Source organism: Rhizobium sp. SEMIA4064 (assembly GCF_003025035.1).
In the GTDB taxonomy this organism is placed as follows: domain Bacteria; phylum Pseudomonadota; class Alphaproteobacteria; order Rhizobiales; family Rhizobiaceae; genus Rhizobium; species Rhizobium paranaense.
Genome location: NZ_PYJN01000013.1, coordinates 1 through 17,010, shown reverse-complemented (window position 1 = coordinate 17,010; position 17,010 = coordinate 1). Strand labels below are relative to the sequence as shown.

At 58.0% G+C, this 17,010-nt stretch carries 16 protein-coding genes; 3 read left to right on the top strand and 13 right to left on the bottom strand.

The features are described from left to right. Positions 1 to 17: 17 nt before the first annotated feature. The 9 genes from C9E91_RS06630 to rpoZ all read right to left on the bottom strand — a co-directional run bounded on the left by C9E91_RS06630 (position 18) and on the right by rpoZ (position 7,729). Positions 18 to 770 (bottom strand): Crp/Fnr family transcriptional regulator, encoded by a 753-nt coding sequence (locus C9E91_RS06630; RefSeq protein ID WP_107107575.1) that lies wholly within the window; start codon positions 768 to 770, stop codon positions 18 to 20. An 82-nt stretch (positions 771 to 852) separates the two neighbouring features. Next, the gene (era, locus tag C9E91_RS06625) at positions 853 to 1,794 is read right to left on the bottom strand and encodes a GTPase Era (protein ID WP_107108102.1); all 942 of its coding nucleotides are present in this window, start codon (positions 1,792 to 1,794) and stop codon (positions 853 to 855) included. A 28-nt stretch (positions 1,795 to 1,822) separates the two neighbouring features. Continuing rightward, on the bottom strand, positions 1,823 to 2,542 hold the full coding sequence (rnc, locus tag C9E91_RS06620) for a ribonuclease III (RefSeq protein ID WP_107107574.1): 720 nt from the start codon (positions 2,540 to 2,542) through the stop codon (positions 1,823 to 1,825). Further along, the gene (gene lepB / locus C9E91_RS06615) at positions 2,539 to 3,285 is read right to left on the bottom strand and encodes a signal peptidase I (RefSeq protein WP_107107573.1); all 747 of its coding nucleotides are present in this window, start codon (positions 3,283 to 3,285) and stop codon (positions 2,539 to 2,541) included. The genes rnc and lepB overlap by 4 nt, the downstream gene beginning before the upstream one ends. A gap of 115 nt (positions 3,286 to 3,400) precedes the next feature. Then, positions 3,401 to 3,805: a holo-ACP synthase gene (gene acpS, locus C9E91_RS06610; RefSeq protein ID WP_107107572.1), complete on the bottom strand. Its 405-nt coding sequence runs from the start codon at positions 3,803 to 3,805 to the stop codon at positions 3,401 to 3,403. Positions 3,806 to 3,845: 40 nt separating this feature from the next. After that, entirely contained in the window at positions 3,846 to 4,430 is a 585-nt protein-coding gene (locus C9E91_RS06605; protein ID WP_107107571.1) for a DUF2062 domain-containing protein, read from the bottom strand. A gap of 231 nt (positions 4,431 to 4,661) precedes the next feature. Next, positions 4,662 to 4,811 (bottom strand): DUF3563 family protein, encoded by a 150-nt coding sequence (locus C9E91_RS06600; RefSeq protein ID WP_107107570.1) that lies wholly within the window; start codon positions 4,809 to 4,811, stop codon positions 4,662 to 4,664. Positions 4,812 to 4,999: 188 nt separating this feature from the next. After that, positions 5,000 to 7,225 (bottom strand): RelA/SpoT family protein, encoded by a 2,226-nt coding sequence (locus C9E91_RS06595; RefSeq protein ID WP_107107569.1) that lies wholly within the window; start codon positions 7,223 to 7,225, stop codon positions 5,000 to 5,002. A gap of 99 nt (positions 7,226 to 7,324) precedes the next feature. Then, complete coding sequence (rpoZ, locus tag C9E91_RS06590; protein ID WP_028753431.1) at positions 7,325 to 7,729, bottom strand: DNA-directed RNA polymerase subunit omega; 405 nt, start codon at positions 7,727 to 7,729, stop codon at positions 7,325 to 7,327. 311 nt (positions 7,730 to 8,040) lie between these two features. Between rpoZ and C9E91_RS06585 the strand changes: the two genes are divergently transcribed. Next, a complete protein-coding gene (locus tag C9E91_RS06585; protein ID WP_028753432.1) occupies positions 8,041 to 8,622 on the top strand; it encodes a LabA-like NYN domain-containing protein in 582 nt (193 codons plus the stop codon). A 63-nt stretch (positions 8,623 to 8,685) separates the two neighbouring features. On the opposite strand, the gene smpB is transcribed toward C9E91_RS06585, so the two are convergent. Both smpB and dapA read right to left on the bottom strand, forming a co-directional pair. Then, on the bottom strand, positions 8,686 to 9,165 hold the full coding sequence (gene smpB / locus C9E91_RS06580; protein ID WP_107107568.1) for an SsrA-binding protein SmpB: 480 nt from the start codon (positions 9,163 to 9,165) through the stop codon (positions 8,686 to 8,688). Between the two features lie 137 nt (positions 9,166 to 9,302). Next, positions 9,303 to 10,187, bottom strand: coding sequence for a 4-hydroxy-tetrahydrodipicolinate synthase (gene dapA, locus C9E91_RS06575; RefSeq protein WP_107107567.1), 885 nt, complete (start codon positions 10,185 to 10,187; stop codon positions 9,303 to 9,305). A gap of 218 nt (positions 10,188 to 10,405) precedes the next feature. Here dapA and C9E91_RS06570 point away from each other — a divergent pair, with 218 nt between their 5' ends. Next, positions 10,406 to 12,460, top strand: coding sequence for a lytic transglycosylase domain-containing protein (locus C9E91_RS06570; protein WP_107107566.1), 2,055 nt, complete (start codon positions 10,406 to 10,408; stop codon positions 12,458 to 12,460). Positions 12,461 to 12,544: 84 nt separating this feature from the next. Continuing rightward, a complete protein-coding gene (locus tag C9E91_RS06565) occupies positions 12,545 to 13,435 on the top strand; it encodes an alpha/beta fold hydrolase (protein WP_107107565.1) in 891 nt (296 codons plus the stop codon). 131 nt (positions 13,436 to 13,566) lie between these two features. Here the strand turns inward: C9E91_RS06565 and C9E91_RS06560 are convergent, their stop codons facing one another. Continuing rightward, positions 13,567 to 14,661 (bottom strand): porin, encoded by a 1,095-nt coding sequence (locus C9E91_RS06560; protein WP_107107564.1) that lies wholly within the window; start codon positions 14,659 to 14,661, stop codon positions 13,567 to 13,569. 474 nt (positions 14,662 to 15,135) lie between these two features. Continuing rightward, the gene (locus C9E91_RS06555) at positions 15,136 to 16,197 is read right to left on the bottom strand and encodes a porin (RefSeq protein WP_107107563.1); all 1,062 of its coding nucleotides are present in this window, start codon (positions 16,195 to 16,197) and stop codon (positions 15,136 to 15,138) included. Positions 16,198 to 17,010 lie beyond the last annotated feature (813 nt).

Below are 17,010 nucleotides of genomic sequence, written 5' to 3'. Positions count from 1 at the left end.
ACATCAATGCCGCCGTCTCAGATGAACGGCCGCCTGCCCGAATCCAAGCCGTCCCATTTGGCGAGAGCGGCGAGTCCTTTACCGTTCAGCACGTCGCAGCCGCGCTCCTGCCAGCGGATCATTCCGCGTTCCGACAGTTTTTTCAATGTTTTGTTCGTATGAACGATGGAGAGGCCAAGCGTGTCGGCAATGTGCTGCTGCGTGATCGGAATGCCCTTGCTGCCATCGAAGAGATGCAGGGCACCGGCCCGTTGATGCAGATAGGCGAGCAGATAAGCGGCTCTTTCCAGCGCGGACCGGCGACCGATGCTTAAGAGATGTTCGTCCAAAATACGTTCTTCCCGCGCAGCGATCCAGGTGAGATCGAAGGCGAGCGACGGATGCTTGTTATAGAGCGCCATCAATTCCGCACGCTCGAAAACACAGAGCGAGACCGGCGACAAAGCCTCGGTCGAATGCTGCATCTCGCCCATGATCGAGCCCTGCAGGCCGATGAGGTCGCCGGGCATCACATAGTTGAGAATCTGCCGGCGCCCGTCCTCGAGGGTTTTATAGCGAAAGCCCCAGCCGGACAGAATCGTGAAGAGATGAGCACTGTGGGCGCCCTCCAGGAAGATCGTCGCACCGGGATCGACGACGAGTTCACCCTTCTTGAAATCCGCGACGAAACCCAGTTCCTCACGACTGAATTCGCGGAAATGCGGCAAACGCCGCAGCGGACAGAGCTGGCACGGCGTTTTCTCTTTGTGCGTCGTCGTGGTCTTGACCATTCACGCCCCTTGGATCGCGCCGGTTGAGGCGATCTTTCCGATGGCTGTCGTGAGGTAAGCCACTCAACGGGAAATCGTTCCGTCAGCGCGGAAACTCAAGTCCCATTTCGCGGAAGCGTTCGGGATCGTCGCCCCAATTCTCACGCACTTTGACGAAGAGGAAGAGGTGCACCGGCTGTTCGAGAATTTCGGACAGCTCCTTGCGTGAGGCCGTCGAAATCGCCTTGATCGTCTCGCCTGATTTGCCGAGGGCGATCTTCTTCTGGCTTTCGCGCTCGACATAGATCACTTGCTCGATGCGAACGGACCCGTCCTTGCGCTCTTCCCATTTTTCCGTCTCGACATGCGAGGAATAGGGAAGCTCCTGATGCAGGCGCAGGAACAGCTTTTCGCGGGTTATTTCGGCGGCGAGCTGACGCATCGGCAGGTCCGAAATCTGGTCTTCGGGATAATACCACGGACCTTCCGGCAGGGTCTTTGCCAGATAGTTCATGACATCGTCGCAGCCCGAACCGTTTTCGGCCGAAATCATGAAGGTCTGGTCGAAGGTGATCTTCTCGTTGGCGGCGGCGGCAAGCGCCAGCAGGTCCTCGCGGCGAACACGGTCGATCTTGTTCAAAACAAGGATTTTCGGCTGGGAAACTTCCTTCAGCCCTTCGAGAATGGCTTCGGCATCGCCGCGTATTCCCCGCTCGCTGTCGATCAGCAGCATGATGAGATCCGCATCCTTGGCGCCGCCCCAGGCTGACGTCACCATGGCGCGATCAAGGCGCCGGCGCGGCTTGAAGATGCCGGGCGTATCCATGAAGACGATCTGCGCATTGTCATGGATGGCGATGCCGCGCACGATGGCGCGCGTCGTCTGCACCTTGTGGCTGACGATCGACACTTTGGCGCCGACGAGCCGGTTGACAAGCGTCGACTTGCCCGCATTGGTCGGGCCTATGAGGGCCACGAAACCCGAATGGGTTGGGCCGATATTTTCAGCCGCACCTTCGCCGGCCAGATCTTCCTGATTGGTCATTTCTTCCGTCATTTCTAGGCTGTCATTTTCATTTCTGAATAGACTGGGACTGCCATACACCTTCGCGCTCCAAAATCCGTGTCGCGGCCACCTGTTCGGCGGCGCGCTTGGAGCGCTCTATACCGGTCTCGGGCGCGGTTCCCGCCACCTCCACCGTTACCGTGAAGCGGGGATCATGATCCGGTCCGCTGCGGTCATCAACCCTGTAAACGGGTGTGACGCCGAATTTCGCATGCGCCCATTCCTGCAATTCCGTCTTGGCGTCGCGTCTGGCGCCGTCCGGACGAATAGCGCGGCGTTCCCAATAGCGCAGAATGAATTTGCGCGCCACTTCGAGGCCGCCATCGAGATAGAGCGCTGCAATAAGGCTTTCCACGACATCGGCACGCACGTTCAGCATACGCTTGCCGGTCAACTTCTTCACATCGGCGCCCGTGCGGATGAAGAGATGCAGTTGCATTTCGTCGGCGACTTCGGCGCAGGTCTCGGCGCTGACAAGCTGGTTGAGGCGCACCGAGAGCTCGCCCTCGGTCGCTGTGCCAAAGGTCTGAAAAAGGAGCTCGGCGATGCACAGGCCGAGAACCCGGTCGCCGAGAAATTCCAGCCGCTCGTAATTGCCGGCCTTGTGCGTTCGGGCGCTGGCATGCGTCAGCGCCCAGTCGAGGCGCCCCTTCTCGGCGAATTCGTGGCCTATGACGGCTTCAAGCCTGACACGATCCGCCTGCGGGAGCGTCTGCGTCTTCGTCATTCGACAACCTTGAAGAGGCGGTCCCAACGCATGTTGGTCGGCCATTTCCAGATTTCGCGGAACGAGGTGTCGTGGCCGAGCGAGAAGAAGATAACGCTGGCACGGCCGATCAGGTTCTCAGCCGGCACATAACCGACATCGAAACGGCTGTCGTCGGAATTGTCGCGGTTGTCGCCCATCATGAAATAGTTGCCTGGCGGCACGACATATTCCTGCGTGTTGTCACCACGCGACGTCTGCGACAGGTCCAGCGTGTCGTAGACCTTGCCGGTATCCGGCAGGCGCTCGCTGTAAACGGGGATATCGTCGCCCGGCTCCTGGCTGTAATCCGAAGCGAAGGTTCCGTGCGGCTGACGCGGGACGGCCTGGCCGTTGATGTAGAGGATATCGTTCTTCATCTGGATACGGTCACCCGGCAGACCGATGACGCGCTTGATATAGTCGACATCCGGATTCGGCGGGAAGCGGAAGACCACCACATCGCCGCGCTTCGGTTCGCTGCCGAAGATACGGCCACTGAACAGATCCGGCGAGAAAGGCAGAGAATATTTCGAATAGCCGTAAGCGAACTTATTGACGAAGATGTAGTCGCCAACAAGAAGCGTAGGCATCATCGAGCCGGACGGAATGGTGAAGGGTTGAAATAGCACCGTGCGGATGATCATGGCCAGGACCAGAGCCTGTACGATGACCTTTATATTTTCCCACAGGACATTCTGCTGTTTTTCGGCTTTCTCGGACACGCAGTCTTATTCCTTTTTCGCACCCCACCGGCGCACTTCACTTTCAGGCACTCTCTATCCGCTTCATACCACGGCGGCAATGGCGCAGGTATTAAAAGCGACACACGGTCGTCATTCAGCCCGCAATCGGCAGTGCTTCGATGATCACGAAGGCCTGAGCGAGAGGAAAATCATCGGTTATCGTCAAATGAATGGCGGCGCGATGATTTTCCGGCAGCATCGCGGCCAATCTTTTGGCGGCACCGCCCGTCAAATGCATGGTTGGCTTGCCGCTCGGCAGGTTGACGACACCCATGTCGCGCCAGAATACGCCCTGCGCCAGACCTGTGCCAAGCGCCTTCGAGCAGGCTTCCTTGGCGGCGAAGCGCTTGGCGTATGACGCAGCCTTGTTCTTGCGCCCTTCGGATTTGGCGCGCTCGATGTCGGTGAAACAGCGCTCGGTGAACCGAGTGCCGAAACGTTCGATCGACTTTTCGACGCGGCGGATATCGATCAGGTCACTGCCGATGCCGATGATCATGAAAAGGCCCTCCAGCCGGCCGCCGCGACGTCGCGTTCCGTCAGACGCTCGATGCGTTCTCGGCAAGGGCCAGGCGTTCGCGCGCCCGCTCCATCAGCCGGGCCTTGCGGCGGGTCTTGAAGCTCTTCACGCCATAATAGGTCAGTGCATAGACGACGACGCCGGAGACGATTGCCGGCGGAATGCCGCCAATCAGCATCGGCTTCAGGATCGGGTCCCAAAGCTGCAGGAGATCGCCCTTATGCCACAGCGCCGGCAAATCGATGCCGCCACTCTGGCCGCTGTCGCGCGCCAGGATCAGATGACCGATTTCCCAGGTGAGGCCCCAGATGAAAGGATAGGTGATGGGATTGCCGGCCGCCAGACAACCAAGCGCGGCCGCAATCACGTTGCCGCCTATGACATAGGCGATGATGATCGCCATGATGACGTGCACGCCGATGAAGGGTGTCCAGGACACGACGATGCCCGCGGCAAAGCCAGCGGCCACCGAATGCGGCGAAGCGGCAAGGCGCACCAAGCGCTTTCCAAAATATTGGAACGAACGAACGAAACCTTTGCGGGGCCAAAGGTGCTCCCGCAATTTTTCACTCAAGGTCAGTGGTTTTCGGCGGCGAAATAACATGCGGCTTATCTAGTGCAGGGAGGGCCGTCATGACAAGGGCGGCGAAGCATATCATGCGTCGATTATCCGACCGCAGCGCCTATATACTCTCCAGAGTGCCACACGTTCAACGAATAGAAACAGGCCGCTCTGGCTTTATTTGACGCGAATCATCCTGCCTGTTTTCGGCGGGACGCTCCAAGGGCGTGGCAACAGGCACGCCCCTTCCCACTTTGGAAGTATTGTCAGCGATTAACGCTGGCGAAAGATGCCCTGATCGACCTGACGCTGACGATATTCAAGATCAAAACGGTCGTGCGAGCCATTCAGGTAGGCCATTTCACGTTCTTGAGCACTCGGAACGCGCAGGGCGCGGGCGATTTTCTTGATCGGACCAAACATTGTCTTCTCTCTTCTCTGTTTCGTTTCTTCGATAACCAGAAGATAGGCATGACAAAAGTTAATTACCACAGCTCATAAATAGAGGCAGCCATGCAAATGGCGCATGCCTTCGCCAGAATCCACGCGAAGTTGACCATAAAATGATCACAAACTATGCAATTTGCCGCAATCGAAGCCGGGAAGGCTAATTATTCGTAAAGCCGCTTCACGGTGGCGATGCAATCGAGCTCCTTAAGCTGCACCAGGAGCTGATTGAGCTGGCGCAAATCCCAGACTTCGACATCCAGCGCCATCTCGGTAAAGTCGGCGGCAACGCGCACCGTGTTGAGAAGGCGGATGTTGACGTCGATATCGGCGACCGTCTGCGCGACCTTGGCAAGCGTGCCCGGCTCGTTCAACGCATTGATCAGAATGCGCGCGGTGAAGCGGGACTTGTTGGCCTCATCCAGATCCCAGCGCACGTCGATCCAGCGTTCGGGCTGGTCGTCGAAACGCTGCAGGACCGGCGACTGGATAGGATAGATGGTGATGCCCTTGCCCTTTTCCATGATGCCCACGATACGGTCGCCGGGAACGGCGCCGGTCGGGGCGAAATGCACCTCGACATCCGCCGCGAGACCGCGGATCGGCAAGGCATCGACGCCCTCGACGCTGGCGGCGAGATCGGCCTTGGTCTTGCCGGGGATCTTGAAGATCATGCCCGCTGCGCTGCGGACGTTGAACCAGCCTTCGTCGCCGGCGGGCTTGATCGTAACGCGCTCATCCTGATGGTCGGGATAGACGGCACGCAACACATCGAGAGAGGACATCTCCCCTCGCCCGACGGCGGCAATCGCGTCCTCGACATCCTTCTGGCCGAGGCGGTGCAGCGCCGGCTTCAGCGCTTCCCGCGAAAAGACCTTGCCGGCGCGCTCGAAGGTGCGCTCCAGAATGCGATGGCCGAGGCCGGCATATTGCTTGCGGATGGCAAGCCGGGTTGCGCGGCGGATGGCGGCGCGCGCCTTGCCGGTCACGACAATCTCTTCCCAGGCGGCCGGCGGCACCTGCACGCCGGAGCGGATGATCTCGACTTCGTCACCATTGGTCAGACGCGTCACCAGCGGCATGATGCGACCGTTGATCTTGGCGCCAACAGTGGTGTCGCCGATATTGGTATGCACGGCATAGGCAAAATCGATCGGCGTTGCGCCGCGCGGCAGGGCGATCAGCTTACCCTTCGGCGTGAAGCAGAAGACCTGATCCTGAAAAAGTTCCAGCTTGGTGTGTTCGAGGAATTCTTCGGGGCTGTCGCCTTCGGCCAGCGCCTCGATGGTATGGCGCAGCCAGGAATAGGCATTGCTTTCGCGCGACAGCAGCTCACCGTCGCCGTTATTGTTGGTGCCGTCCTTATAGAGCGTATGGGCAGCGATGCCGAATTCGGCGATCTCATGCATGCGCTTGGTGCGGATCTGCAGCTCGATGCGCTGGCTGGACGGACCAACGATGGTGGTGTGCAGCGAACGGTAGTCGTTCTGCTTCGGCGTGGAAATATAATCCTTGAACCGGCCAGGCACGACGCGCCAGCGCGTATGTACGATGCCGAGTGCGCGATAGCAGGAAGGAACATCGTCGACAAGCAGGCGGAAACCATAGACGTCGGAGAGCTGTTCGAAGGAAAGCGACTTCGACTGCATTTTGCGGAAGACCGAATAGGGCTTCTTCTGCCTGCCCTTGACCATGGCATTGGCGAGGCCGTTGGCGACCAGCAGGTCGCGCAGTTCCGTCTCGATCTTCTTCACCAGGCCTTCGTTGCGCCGCGACAGTTCTTCGAGGCGCTTGGTGACCGTGTCATGCGCCTCCGGATTGATGTGGCGGAAGGAAAGCTCCTCCAGCTCTTCACGCATATCCTGCATACCCATGCGGCCGGCAAGCGGCGCATAAATATCCATCGTCTCTTCGGAAATGCGGGCGCGCTTTTCCGGCGACATATGGTCGAGCGTGCGCATATTGTGCAGGCGGTCGGCCAGTTTGACTAGGAGAACGCGGACGTCGTCGGAAATGGCGAGCAGCAGCTTACGGAGATTTTCAGCCTGCTTCGCCTTCTTGGTGACGAGGTCGAGCTTCTTGATCTTGGTCAGACCTTCGACTAGCCGGCCGATATCCTCGCCGAACAGTTCGTCGATTTCAGCCCGCGTCGCGGTCGTGTCTTCAATCGTATCGTGGAGGAGAGCGACAGCGATCGTCGATTCATCCAGACGCATGTCAGTCAGGATGGCGGCAACTTCGAGAGGATGGGAAATATAGGGATCGCCGCTGGCGCGCTTCTGCTGCCCATGCTTCTGCATCGCATAAACATAGGCCTTGTTGAGAAGCGCTTCATTGGCATCGGGCTTGTATTTCTGCACACGCTCGACAAGCTCGTACTGCCGCATCATTCCCAAGCTACTCCCGCAAAATAAAAGCGCGCCAGTCATACGACCGGCGCACGCATTATTTCATCATATCGCTCTTGGTTAGAGCATCAAGCGTGACGATCAGTAATCGTCGCTTTTTTCTGGCGGAACAAGGCCTTCGATACCGGCAAGAAGCTCTTCTTCCGACATCTGGTCGAAAGTAACGGCTTCCGGCTGATCTTCTTCCTCGTCGCCCGAAGCCGAAGCAGTGCCGCCAGCGGCCAGCAGGCTTGCCGGATCGGGCTCGGGCTCATCGACTTCGACGTGCTTCTGCAGCGAGTGGATCAGATCTTCCTTCAGATCATCGGGAGACAGGGTCTCGTCGGCGATTTCGCGCAGCGCGACGACAGGGTTCTTGTCGTTGTCGCGGTCGATGGTGATCGAGGAACCCTGCGAAATCAGGCGAGCACGATGGCTGGCAAGCAGCACGAGCTCGAACCGGTTCTCTACTTTATCAATGCAATCTTCTACTGTGACACGGGCCATTGCCTGTCCTTTGCGGTCGTGATGTCGTCATCATGTCTCGGAGTAGCACGCCCGATACAAGCAAACGATGGCAAATTCAAGTTTTTCCTGCTTCAGGGCTGCCAATCCCTCCACAATGGGCTAAAATTCATTAGACAAATTACGTATTCAACCTACAGTTGCTTGGAATATCATAAATCGTGCCCTAAATCTCGGATATATGAATAATTCATAAAGTAATACGAATTATTCTTGGGCGTCATACAAGTCATTGTTTTGACTGCATTTTGGGTAAAAGTAATTGCGTTTTGGTAACAATGGATATGTAAGCGATGTTCGACCCACGCGAAAAAATTGCACTTTTTATAGACGGCGCCAATCTTTACGCTGCATCGAAAAGTCTTGGTTTTGATATCGATTATCGCAAGCTGCTGAAGGCCTTCCAGAAGCGCGGATATCTGCTTCGGGCTTATTACTACACCGCACTTATCGAAGACCAGGAATATTCCTCGATCCGGCCGCTCATCGATTGGCTTGACTACAACGGCTACAAGGTCATTACCAAGCCGGCGAAGGAATTCACCGACTCCATGGGCCGCCGCAAGATCAAAGGCAACATGGACATCGAGCTGGCAATCGACGCCATGGAACAGTCGGAAACCGTCGATCATCTGGTCATCTTTTCCGGAGACGGCGATTTCACCACCCTGGTGGAAGCATTGCAGCGCCGCGGCCGCAAAGTGTCCGTCATCTCTACGATGGCCACACAACCGCCGATGATCGCCGACGACCTACGTCGTCAGGCCGATCACTTCATCGATCTGGTATCGCTGAAGGCGGAAATCGGCCGCGACCCCTCCGAGCGCCCGCAGCGCCCGGTCGAACCGGCGCCTGCCGTCGAGGTCGACGAGTAATCGAAGAAATGCGGAGCTTCATCTCGCCGGTAAGGCCGAGATGAAGCTCCGCATTTGCTTATTTCACCCATTATCCTTGAGCAGCCGGCTCTTCTGCCGGTTCCAGTCGCGTTCCTTCTCGGATTCGCGCTTGTCGTGGATCTTCTTGCCCTTGGCGAGAGCCAACTCCAGCTTGGCGCGGCCGCTATCGTTGAAATAGATCTTCAGCGGGATCAGCGTCATGCCTTCGCGATTGACGGCTGAACGCAGCCGGCCGATCTCCCGGCCGGAGAGCAAAAGCTTGCGGCGGCGGCGCGGCTCATGATTGAAGCGGTTTGCCTGCAGATATTCCGGCAGATAGGAATTGATCAGCCAGATCTCGCCATCCTCATCGGAGGCATAGGATTCAGCGATATTAGCCTTGCCTTCGCGCAGCGATTTGACCTCCGTGCCTTTCAGCACGAGCCCTGCCTCGTAGGTATCGATGATCTCGTAGTTGAAGCGTGCCTTGCGGTTTTCCGCGACAATCTTCTTCACCACACGTTGGCTGCCTTTGGGTGCCATGGTTCTTCTTCTTTTTCGTACATCAATTCCGGCAGCGGCCACCGGCGATAAGGTTTCAAACCTTAAATAAGCGAGACCGCCCTCCTTGTGAAGAGAGCGGTCTCGATAGAGGATTTCATGAGCGCGTTGGCGTGCCGTCAGTTCAACAGGCCGGCATGGCGCATGGCGGCGTCGATGGCCGCCTCCGTGCCGGGCTCCAGTGTCGAGAGTAGCGGCGAGCGCACATTGCGGCTCATCCGGCCAAGCCGGGAAAGGCCGTATTTCGCACCGCAGAGGCCCGGTTCCATGAAGATCGCCTTATGCAGCGGCATCAGGCGATCCTGATAGTCCAGCGCCTTGGCATAGTCGCCGGCAAGCGTCGCCGCCTGGAATTCGGCACAGAGGCGCGGCGCGACATTGGCGGTCACCGAGATACAGCCGACGCCGCCATGGGCATTGAAGCCAAGCGCCGTCGCATCCTCGCCGGAAAGCTGGCGGAAGTCGTTGCCGCAGGTGATGCGCTGTTCGGAAACGCGTTCGATCTTGCCCGTTGCATCCTTGACACCGACGATATTGGAATGCGCCTTGGCAAGCGCGCCCATCGTCTCAGGCGTCATGTCGACGACCGAACGGCCGGGAATATTGTAGATATAGATCGGTAGCTTCACCGCTTCGGCTATGGCCGAAAAATGTGCGTAAAGCCCCTTCTGCGTCGGCTTATTATAATAGGGTGTGACGACCAGAACCGCGTTGGCGCCGACCTTCTCGGCATGCAGGGCAAGCTCGATCGCTTCGCGGGTATTGTTGGAGCCGGCGCCGGCCATGACCGGCACGCGCTTGCCAGCCACCTCGATGCAAAGTTCGACGACGCGCTTATGCTCATCATGCGACAGGGTCGGCGATTCACCCGTCGTGCCGACGGGAACGAGCCCGCTGCTGCCCTCTTTGATCTGCCAATCGACATGGGAAGCGAAGGATGCTTCATCCACCTTGCCGGCGTCAGTGAAGGGCGTAACGAGTGCGGGAATGGACCCCTGGAACATGCAAGTCTCCTCGCGGCGCCGCTTTCATGCTTCAGCCGCAATCCATGGTTATGAATCCGCGCACCATAGAGCGCCCACTTGACGGCGACAAGCGCGCTTTCGATGGTAAAGGGCAGTTTCCGATATCATAATTGATTGAAATTCGGGCCAACGCTAAGGTTTCGTTAATATAAACTTCGGCAAATGGAGGGGGCCTGTTTTTTGTTGTGAGTAGCCGGATGAAAAGACCTGTCGTGATCTTGACCGCTATGGGCATGGCGGTCGCGTGGAGCGCTTTTGCCTCACAGCTTCCTGGCGAACAGACAGCAACCCAAGAAACGACCGATGTGGCGATGACCGTGCCGGATCCGTTGAATACCGGATCTATCCCGCGCGGCTCTGCGATTGCTCCCGTCAGCGGCGACCTGAAAGCCGGTCTCGACGCCCTCACCGGCAAGAACCCGATGCAGGCGCTCGCCATCCGCAACAGCATGAGCCAGGGCACGCTCGATCGCCACATTCTGACCTGGGCAATCGCCACGTCCGGCCAGCCCGGTGTTCCCTCCGGCGAAATCGCCGCAGCGGCGCGTGAACTTGCCGGTTGGCCGGGCCTCGCCAGCCTGCGCGGCAATTCCGAACGCGCGCTTTACACTGAAAATCCGCCGGCCGATCAAGTGCTTGCCGCCTTTGGCAATACGCAGCCGGAAACTCCGGAAGGCGCGGTTATCCTGTCGCGCGCGCTGGTTTCGCGCGGTTCATCGGCGCAAGCCGCCAAGCTTATCCGCAGGATCTGGCGCAATGAGGGGCTAGACAAGCCCTTCGAAGACAAGATCCTTGCCGAATTCTCCAGCCTTCTGACGCCTGCCGATCACAAGGCGCGCATGGACTATCTGCTTTATCGCGGCCGCACCGCCCAGGCGAAGCGTTTCGGCGATCTCGGCAAGGCGCAATCACTCTATAAGACCTGGGCGGCGATCAACAATCGCTCCGCCAATGCCGGGACTTTGCTGGCCACCATCGATCCGCAATGGCGCAAGGACCCTGCCTATCTCTTCATGCAGGTCGAGAACCTGCGTCGCCAGGACAAATATGACGATGCCGCCAATCTTCTGATGCAGATGCCGCGCGACCGCAGCGTACTCGTCAATGCCAGCCAATGGTGGGATGAACAGCGCATCGTCAGCCGCGGCCTGGTGGATCAAGGCGAATTCAAAGCAGCGTATCGCGTCGTCGACGCCAATGTTGCAGAGAGCCCGCAGGATGTCGGCGAGGCGGAATTCCACGCCGGCTGGTATGCGCTGCGCGGAATGCAGGACGGAGCGACAGCCGCAACGCATTTCCGCAAGATTCTGCAGGTGTCGAACGGCCCGATCTCGATGTCGCGCGCCTGGTATTGGCTTGGCCGCTCCACCGAAGCGGGCGGGCCTGGCAGGGCGGCGGATTTTTATGCCAAGGCAGCCTCCTACCCGAGCACATTCTATGGTCAGCTCGCGGCCGAAAAATTGGGCCGGCGGACGCTGAACGTCACCTACCCCTCGCCAACGACAGAAGACCGGCAGCGCTTCCAAGCGCGCGAAGCCGTCCGGGCCATCGCGCATCTCGAAGTGGCAGGTCATGGCTGGCGGGCTGACGCCCTTTATCGAGCGCTGGCCAAACAATTGCAGAGCCCCGGTGAAATCGCCATGCTGGCGGCACAGGCCGAGCGCTCCGGCAATCATCAGCTTTCCTTGCAGGTCGGCAAGATCGCCTATGGCCGCGGCGTCGATGTCGCAGCCCTTGCCTTCCCCATCGGCGTCATTCCCGACAGTGCCAATATTTCCGGCTCCGGCAAGGCGCTCGCCTACGCCATCGCCCGGCAGGAAAGCGCCTTCAACCCGGCAGCAGTCTCCTCCGCCAATGCGCGCGGTCTGCTGCAGCTTCTGCCGAAGACAGCCAAGGCCGTCGCCGGCCGTCACGGCATCGCCTATTCCGCTGACAAGCTGACGCAGGATGCCGGCTACAACGCCACGCTTGGAGCGCATTATCTTGGCGAGCAGATCGATGCCTTCGGCGGCTCCTACATTCTGACCTTCATTGCTTACAATGCCGGCCCGAACAAGGTTCCGGAGTGGGTCAACCGCTACGGCGATCCGCGCGGCAAATCGATCGACGATGTCGTCGACTGGATCGAGCGCATCCCCTTCCCTGAAACGCGCAACTATGTCCAGCGCGTCATGGAGAATTATCAGGTCTACAAGGCCCGACTTGGGCAGAAGACTGATATCGAGCACGATCTGATCGACGGACGCGGCTGAGTTCCGCACCGGCACAGGCGCGATTGTTCAAAACGATGAAATCGCGTTACATCCCTCGTGAAACGCCATTCACGAGGGCTATCCATGCGCAATGACGATGAAAGCGGCTTTGTCAGCAGAACAATTTCGGCGCCGGACGGGCTAAGGCTCTACGCACGCGATTACGGTGGCGATTCGTCGAGCTCAAGCCTGCCGCCGATCGTTTGTCTGCCGGGTCTGACCCGCAACTCTCGGGACTTTCACGATCTGGCGCTGCTTCTATCGCGTGATCCGGTGGCACCGCGCAGGGTGATTACGCTCGATTTCCGTGGGCGCGGATTGTCGGCCTGGGACGACGACAAAAGCCACTACAATCTCGCCGTCGAGGCCCAGGATGTGCTCGCAACGTGCGTCGCCCTCGACATACCGAAAGCCGTCTTCATCGGCACGTCACGCGGCGGTCTCGTCCTGCATCTGCTGGCCGCAAGCCATCCCGATATCCTGAAGGCCGTCATTCTCAACGACATCGGTCCCGTTTTGGAAAAAGAAGGGCTCGGCAATATCCGCGACTATCTGAACCGAGACAGGAAGCCGACCGATTGGAACGAGGCTGTCGCAATCCTCAAGGAAAATCACGGCTGTGCTTTCACAGCGCTGACGGAAGACGATTGGCATGACATGGCGCGGGCGATCTATACGGTCAGCGATGGAAAAGTCCTTGCCGATTTCGATCCCGCTATTGCCGCGCAAATGAAGTCGCTCGACCTTGAAGCGCCGCTGCCGGATCTCTGGCCGCAGTTCGAAGCGTTTCAGACGATTCCCTTGATGGTGATTCGCGGCGAGAATTCGAAACTGCTGGCGGCAGCGACCGTCCAGGAGATGGCAAGGCGGCATCCGGGCTTGGCGACACGGATCGCCGTCGGGCAAGGACATGCCCCCATCCTGCATCTCGCAGATATTCCGGCGGCAATCCGGCATTTTCTCGCAACCATCTAAGCCCTCGCATAGCACCACCGACATGCCCGGCGGAAAAAGAAAAGGCCCGGTTGGGAAAACCGGGCCAATCCCTTCTGATCGGAGGTCGGATCAGAGTGTAGGCTATGTCAAATTCGGTTTTGAAAACCGAATTAGAAGCTGCGCTGGAAGCGGAGGATACCGGCCCACTGATCCTGGTTCACAGAATCGAAGTTGGTGTAGGTAACTTCCGGCTCGATGAGCAGGTTCTTAACCGGGTTGAACTTGAGGTTCGTCGTGGCTTCGAAGATCTTCGAGTCGGTGTAAGCGAGCTGGAGGTTCCACTTCAGCTTGTCGTTGATCGGAACGCCAACGCCACCCCAAACAGCCCAGTCACCCCAGCCGCAGAGATCGCCACGGCCAACCGGGCAAGCAGATGCGTTCAGGTTCGAACCAGCGTACTGGTTCAGCTTGTCGCCGTCGGTGTTCCAGCCGCCCATCAAGAAGGCAGTGAAGGCGCCGAAGTCGGCGTCGACGCGAGCCTTGATGGCGCCTTCTTCGACGATCGAGTCGTAACCGCCGACAACCTTGAAGCCGAAGCCGCCGACCTTGTAGCCAACACCGGCAACAACGTTCGGTGCATAGTGGTCAGCCTTGGACTGAACCCAAGCACCGCCGTAGGAAGACGAATCCGAACCGGAGTTGGAGTCTTCGAGCGAGACGACAGCCTTGAAGCCGTTGCCTGCGTCATAGTTGTAGGTGATCTGGTTGAGTTCGTACGGGCCGTCATAGACCACGTCGTCGTTGATGACGTCGCCGGCATAACCTGCGAACAGGTTGTACTGCGAGTCCTGCTTACCAACCAGGAAACCGCCGAGGCTGATGTTAGCCCAGAGCAGCTTGGTGGTCGTAGCGTTGCCGTCGTTCCAGTCGAAACGGTAGACGGTGTTGGTCTTCAGCGGACCGTATTCGGTGTCCGTTGCGGTGTCGACGCTGAGCTGAGCGCGGGTGTGCCAGTAGGTGCCGCGGTCGCCGCCCGGGCCTGGATTGTAGGCGTTGTACCAGCCGCCTTCGGTACGGACCATGCCGCCGATCTTGAGGCAGGTTTCGGTGCCCGGAATGAAGAAGTAGCCAGCGCCATAAGCGTCGCAGATGCGAACGTATTCAAGCGGCTCCGGCTCGGCAGCAACGACGGCATCGGCTGCATGAGCACCGGAAACTGCTGCCAGCGCAGCAGCGGAGCCGAGAAGAAGGCTCTTGATGTTCATAATAACTCCAGTTCTAAATATCGATTAGGTATGAGAATTCGCGCCGAGAAATCGACGGGCCCTACCCCACCCTGTGTTCAAAGTTGACCCCTGATCTGGGAGAACCAAGACGATAAGTCTCGCTTCCGATTTGCGAACCTACAGATCGAATTTTTCAGAGCAATATCAGAGACAAACTATAATCATATGTGACGTTCGTTTCGAATTTCGCGTTGCACAAAAATCACGTCGCAAAACTGTCACATAGTTTCCAAGTTTTAAAATCGGACTCTACTTGGCATTACTCTCAAAAAACACTCAAGTTGCAAATCTATACTTAATTAGCATATTCTAAAGTTGGAAAATAATATTCAGCGTCTCTCCGGTATTCGAAACAACCGCGATCGACGGGCACAGAATGCAAAAAGCCCGGCTCGAAAGCCGGGCTTTTCGTCACAAATGTGACAATCAGATTTTGACCGAGGTCAAATCAGATTAGAAAGTGCGCTCGAAGCGGAGGATACCAGCCCACTGGTCTTCGTTGATCGAATCCCAGTTGGTGTAGGATACTTCCGGCTCGATGAGCAGGTTCTTAACCGGGTTCCACTTGATGTTCGTCGTAGCGGCGAAGATCTTGGAGTCGGTGTAAGCGAGCTGCAGGTTCCACTTCAGCTTGTCGTTGATCGGAACGCCAACGCCGCCCCAAACTGCCCAGTCGCCCCAGCCGATGTCAGCAGCGTCGCCGCCACCGTTCGAGCCAGCGTACTTGTTCAGCTTGTCGCCGTCCGTGTTCCAGCCGCCCATCAAGAAGGCAGAGAAGACGCCGAAGTCAGCATCGACGCGAGCCTTGATAGCGCCTTCTTCGACGATGGAGTCATAACCACCGACGACCTTGAAGGACCATGCACCAGCCTTGTAGCCAGCACCGGCAACGACGTCCGGAGCGTAGTGATCCGAGCTGTCTTCGCCGTTAGAGCCATGTGCGCCAACGCCAGAGTTGCTGTCTTCCAACGAGATCACAGCCGTGAAGCCGTTGCCGGCGTCGTAGTTGTAGGTGATCTGGTTGAGTTCGTACGGGCCGTCATAGACCACGTCGTCGTTGATGACGTCGCCAGCGTAACCAGTGAACTGGTTGAACCAGGAGTCCGTCTTACCAACGGTGAAGCCGCCGAGGCTGATGTATGCCCAGAGAAGGTTCGTGCTCGTGGAGCCGCCTTCCTGCCAATCCCAACGCAGGATGGTGTTGGTCTTCAGCGGACCATATTCGGTGTCGGTCGCCGTGTTGATGTTGAGCTCAGCACGGGTATGCCAAAGCGTGCCACGAACGTTGTTCGGGTTGTAAGCGTCGTACCATTCACCTTCCGTACGAACCTTACCGCCGATCTTGAGGCAGGTTTCGGTGCCCGGAATGAAGAAGTAGCCTGCACCGTATGCGTCGCAGATGCGAACGTATTCGAGCGGCTCCGGCTCAGCGGCAACAACAGCGTCAGCCGCGTGAGCACCGGAAACTGCTGCGAGGGCAGCAGCGGAGCCGAGAAGAAGGCTCTTGATGTTCATTATTGACCTCCAGTCAAAGTTTCAATCGAGAATGAGAACTACCCGAAGGCATTCCCTGCCCCATCCTCGTGTTTCAAGAAGTGGACGATCAATCGCCCTCGCTTCCGAGATTGAAAATACAAGACGCGAACTGTCACGCAATCTACATCTTACCGGAAAGGGGGATTTGCGTGAGCCTTCCCTAATTCCTGTTGCCGAAAGGACACAAGTCCACGATGCGGATGCTCCATTTCTTTATATTCTGTTAAGAAATCCCTTACGGTACCGGCACTTACAGGCCAATTCTCAATGAGGACGCGGCGACAGGCCCGGCCGTCACAATGGCCGATTCAGGGCAAATCCATGGCTGCCGCGACGTGATGTTCGCCATTTCGGCATTTGCCGGGATAGCTATCAACAGTGCGGAACAAGCGAATCCACCTTCGCCATCTCAACATGGCATCGCGAGTCGATGATTCCGCCGTCGCCGATTCGATCGAGAATCGGCAGCGCCGATTATTTGCCAGCAAGATTGCAGCGGAATGACAAAAGAGAATCGAATGCGGACGAGATTGAGAGACGTCCTGCTTCATACCGCAAATTTGGACGGACTTGTTCTGCGCTGCGCGTGCGGGCGGAATTGCCCGACCTGAGAGATACGGAACGTTCTGTACCGTTGCTGGATGGCGAAGGAATGAGCGACGATTGCCGGGGGGGGGGGGGGGGGGGCACCATCCCGGCGAAGGGCGGGGGGAAAGATCGCAAATCTTAAAAAAAAGGAGGGGCGGGGGGGGGGGAGAAATGGGCGAGGGGGTTCAGCCCAATATGGGCGGG

Bases quoted from the DNA above. Each gene is read 5' to 3' on its own strand.
- C9E91_RS06560 (WP_107107564.1), bottom strand. From the start codon at position 14,661: ATGAACATCAAGAGCCTTCTTCTCGGCTCCGCTGCTGCGCTGGCAGCA.
- C9E91_RS06585 (WP_028753432.1), top strand. From the start codon at position 8,041: ATGTTCGACCCACGCGAAAAAATTGCACTTTTTATAGACGGCGCCAAT.
- C9E91_RS06595 (WP_107107569.1), bottom strand. From the start codon at position 7,225: ATGATGCGGCAGTACGAGCTTGTCGAGCGTGTGCAGAAATACAAGCCC.
- C9E91_RS06600 (WP_107107570.1), bottom strand. From the start codon at position 4,811: ATGTTTGGTCCGATCAAGAAAATCGCCCGCGCCCTGCGCGTTCCGAGT.
- C9E91_RS06555 (WP_107107563.1), bottom strand. From the start codon at position 16,197: ATGAACATCAAGAGCCTTCTTCTCGGCTCCGCTGCTGCCCTCGCAGCA.
- acpS (WP_107107572.1), bottom strand. From the start codon at position 3,805: ATGATCATCGGCATCGGCAGTGACCTGATCGATATCCGCCGCGTCGAA.
- C9E91_RS06630 (WP_107107575.1), bottom strand. From the start codon at position 770: ATGGTCAAGACCACGACGACGCACAAAGAGAAAACGCCGTGCCAGCTC.
- C9E91_RS06605 (WP_107107571.1), bottom strand. From the start codon at position 4,430: ATGTTATTTCGCCGCCGAAAACCACTGACCTTGAGTGAAAAATTGCGG.
- C9E91_RS06565 (WP_107107565.1), top strand. From the start codon at position 12,545: ATGCGCAATGACGATGAAAGCGGCTTTGTCAGCAGAACAATTTCGGCG.
- rpoZ (WP_028753431.1), bottom strand. From the start codon at position 7,729: ATGGCCCGTGTCACAGTAGAAGATTGCATTGATAAAGTAGAGAACCGG.
- smpB (WP_107107568.1), bottom strand. From the start codon at position 9,165: ATGGCACCCAAAGGCAGCCAACGTGTGGTGAAGAAGATTGTCGCGGAA.
- dapA (WP_107107567.1), bottom strand. From the start codon at position 10,187: ATGTTCCAGGGGTCCATTCCCGCACTCGTTACGCCCTTCACTGACGCC.
- era (WP_107108102.1), bottom strand. From the start codon at position 1,794: ATGACCAATCAGGAAGATCTGGCCGGCGAAGGTGCGGCTGAAAATATC.
- C9E91_RS06570 (WP_107107566.1), top strand. From the start codon at position 10,406: ATGAAAAGACCTGTCGTGATCTTGACCGCTATGGGCATGGCGGTCGCG.
- rnc (WP_107107574.1), bottom strand. From the start codon at position 2,542: ATGACGAAGACGCAGACGCTCCCGCAGGCGGATCGTGTCAGGCTTGAA.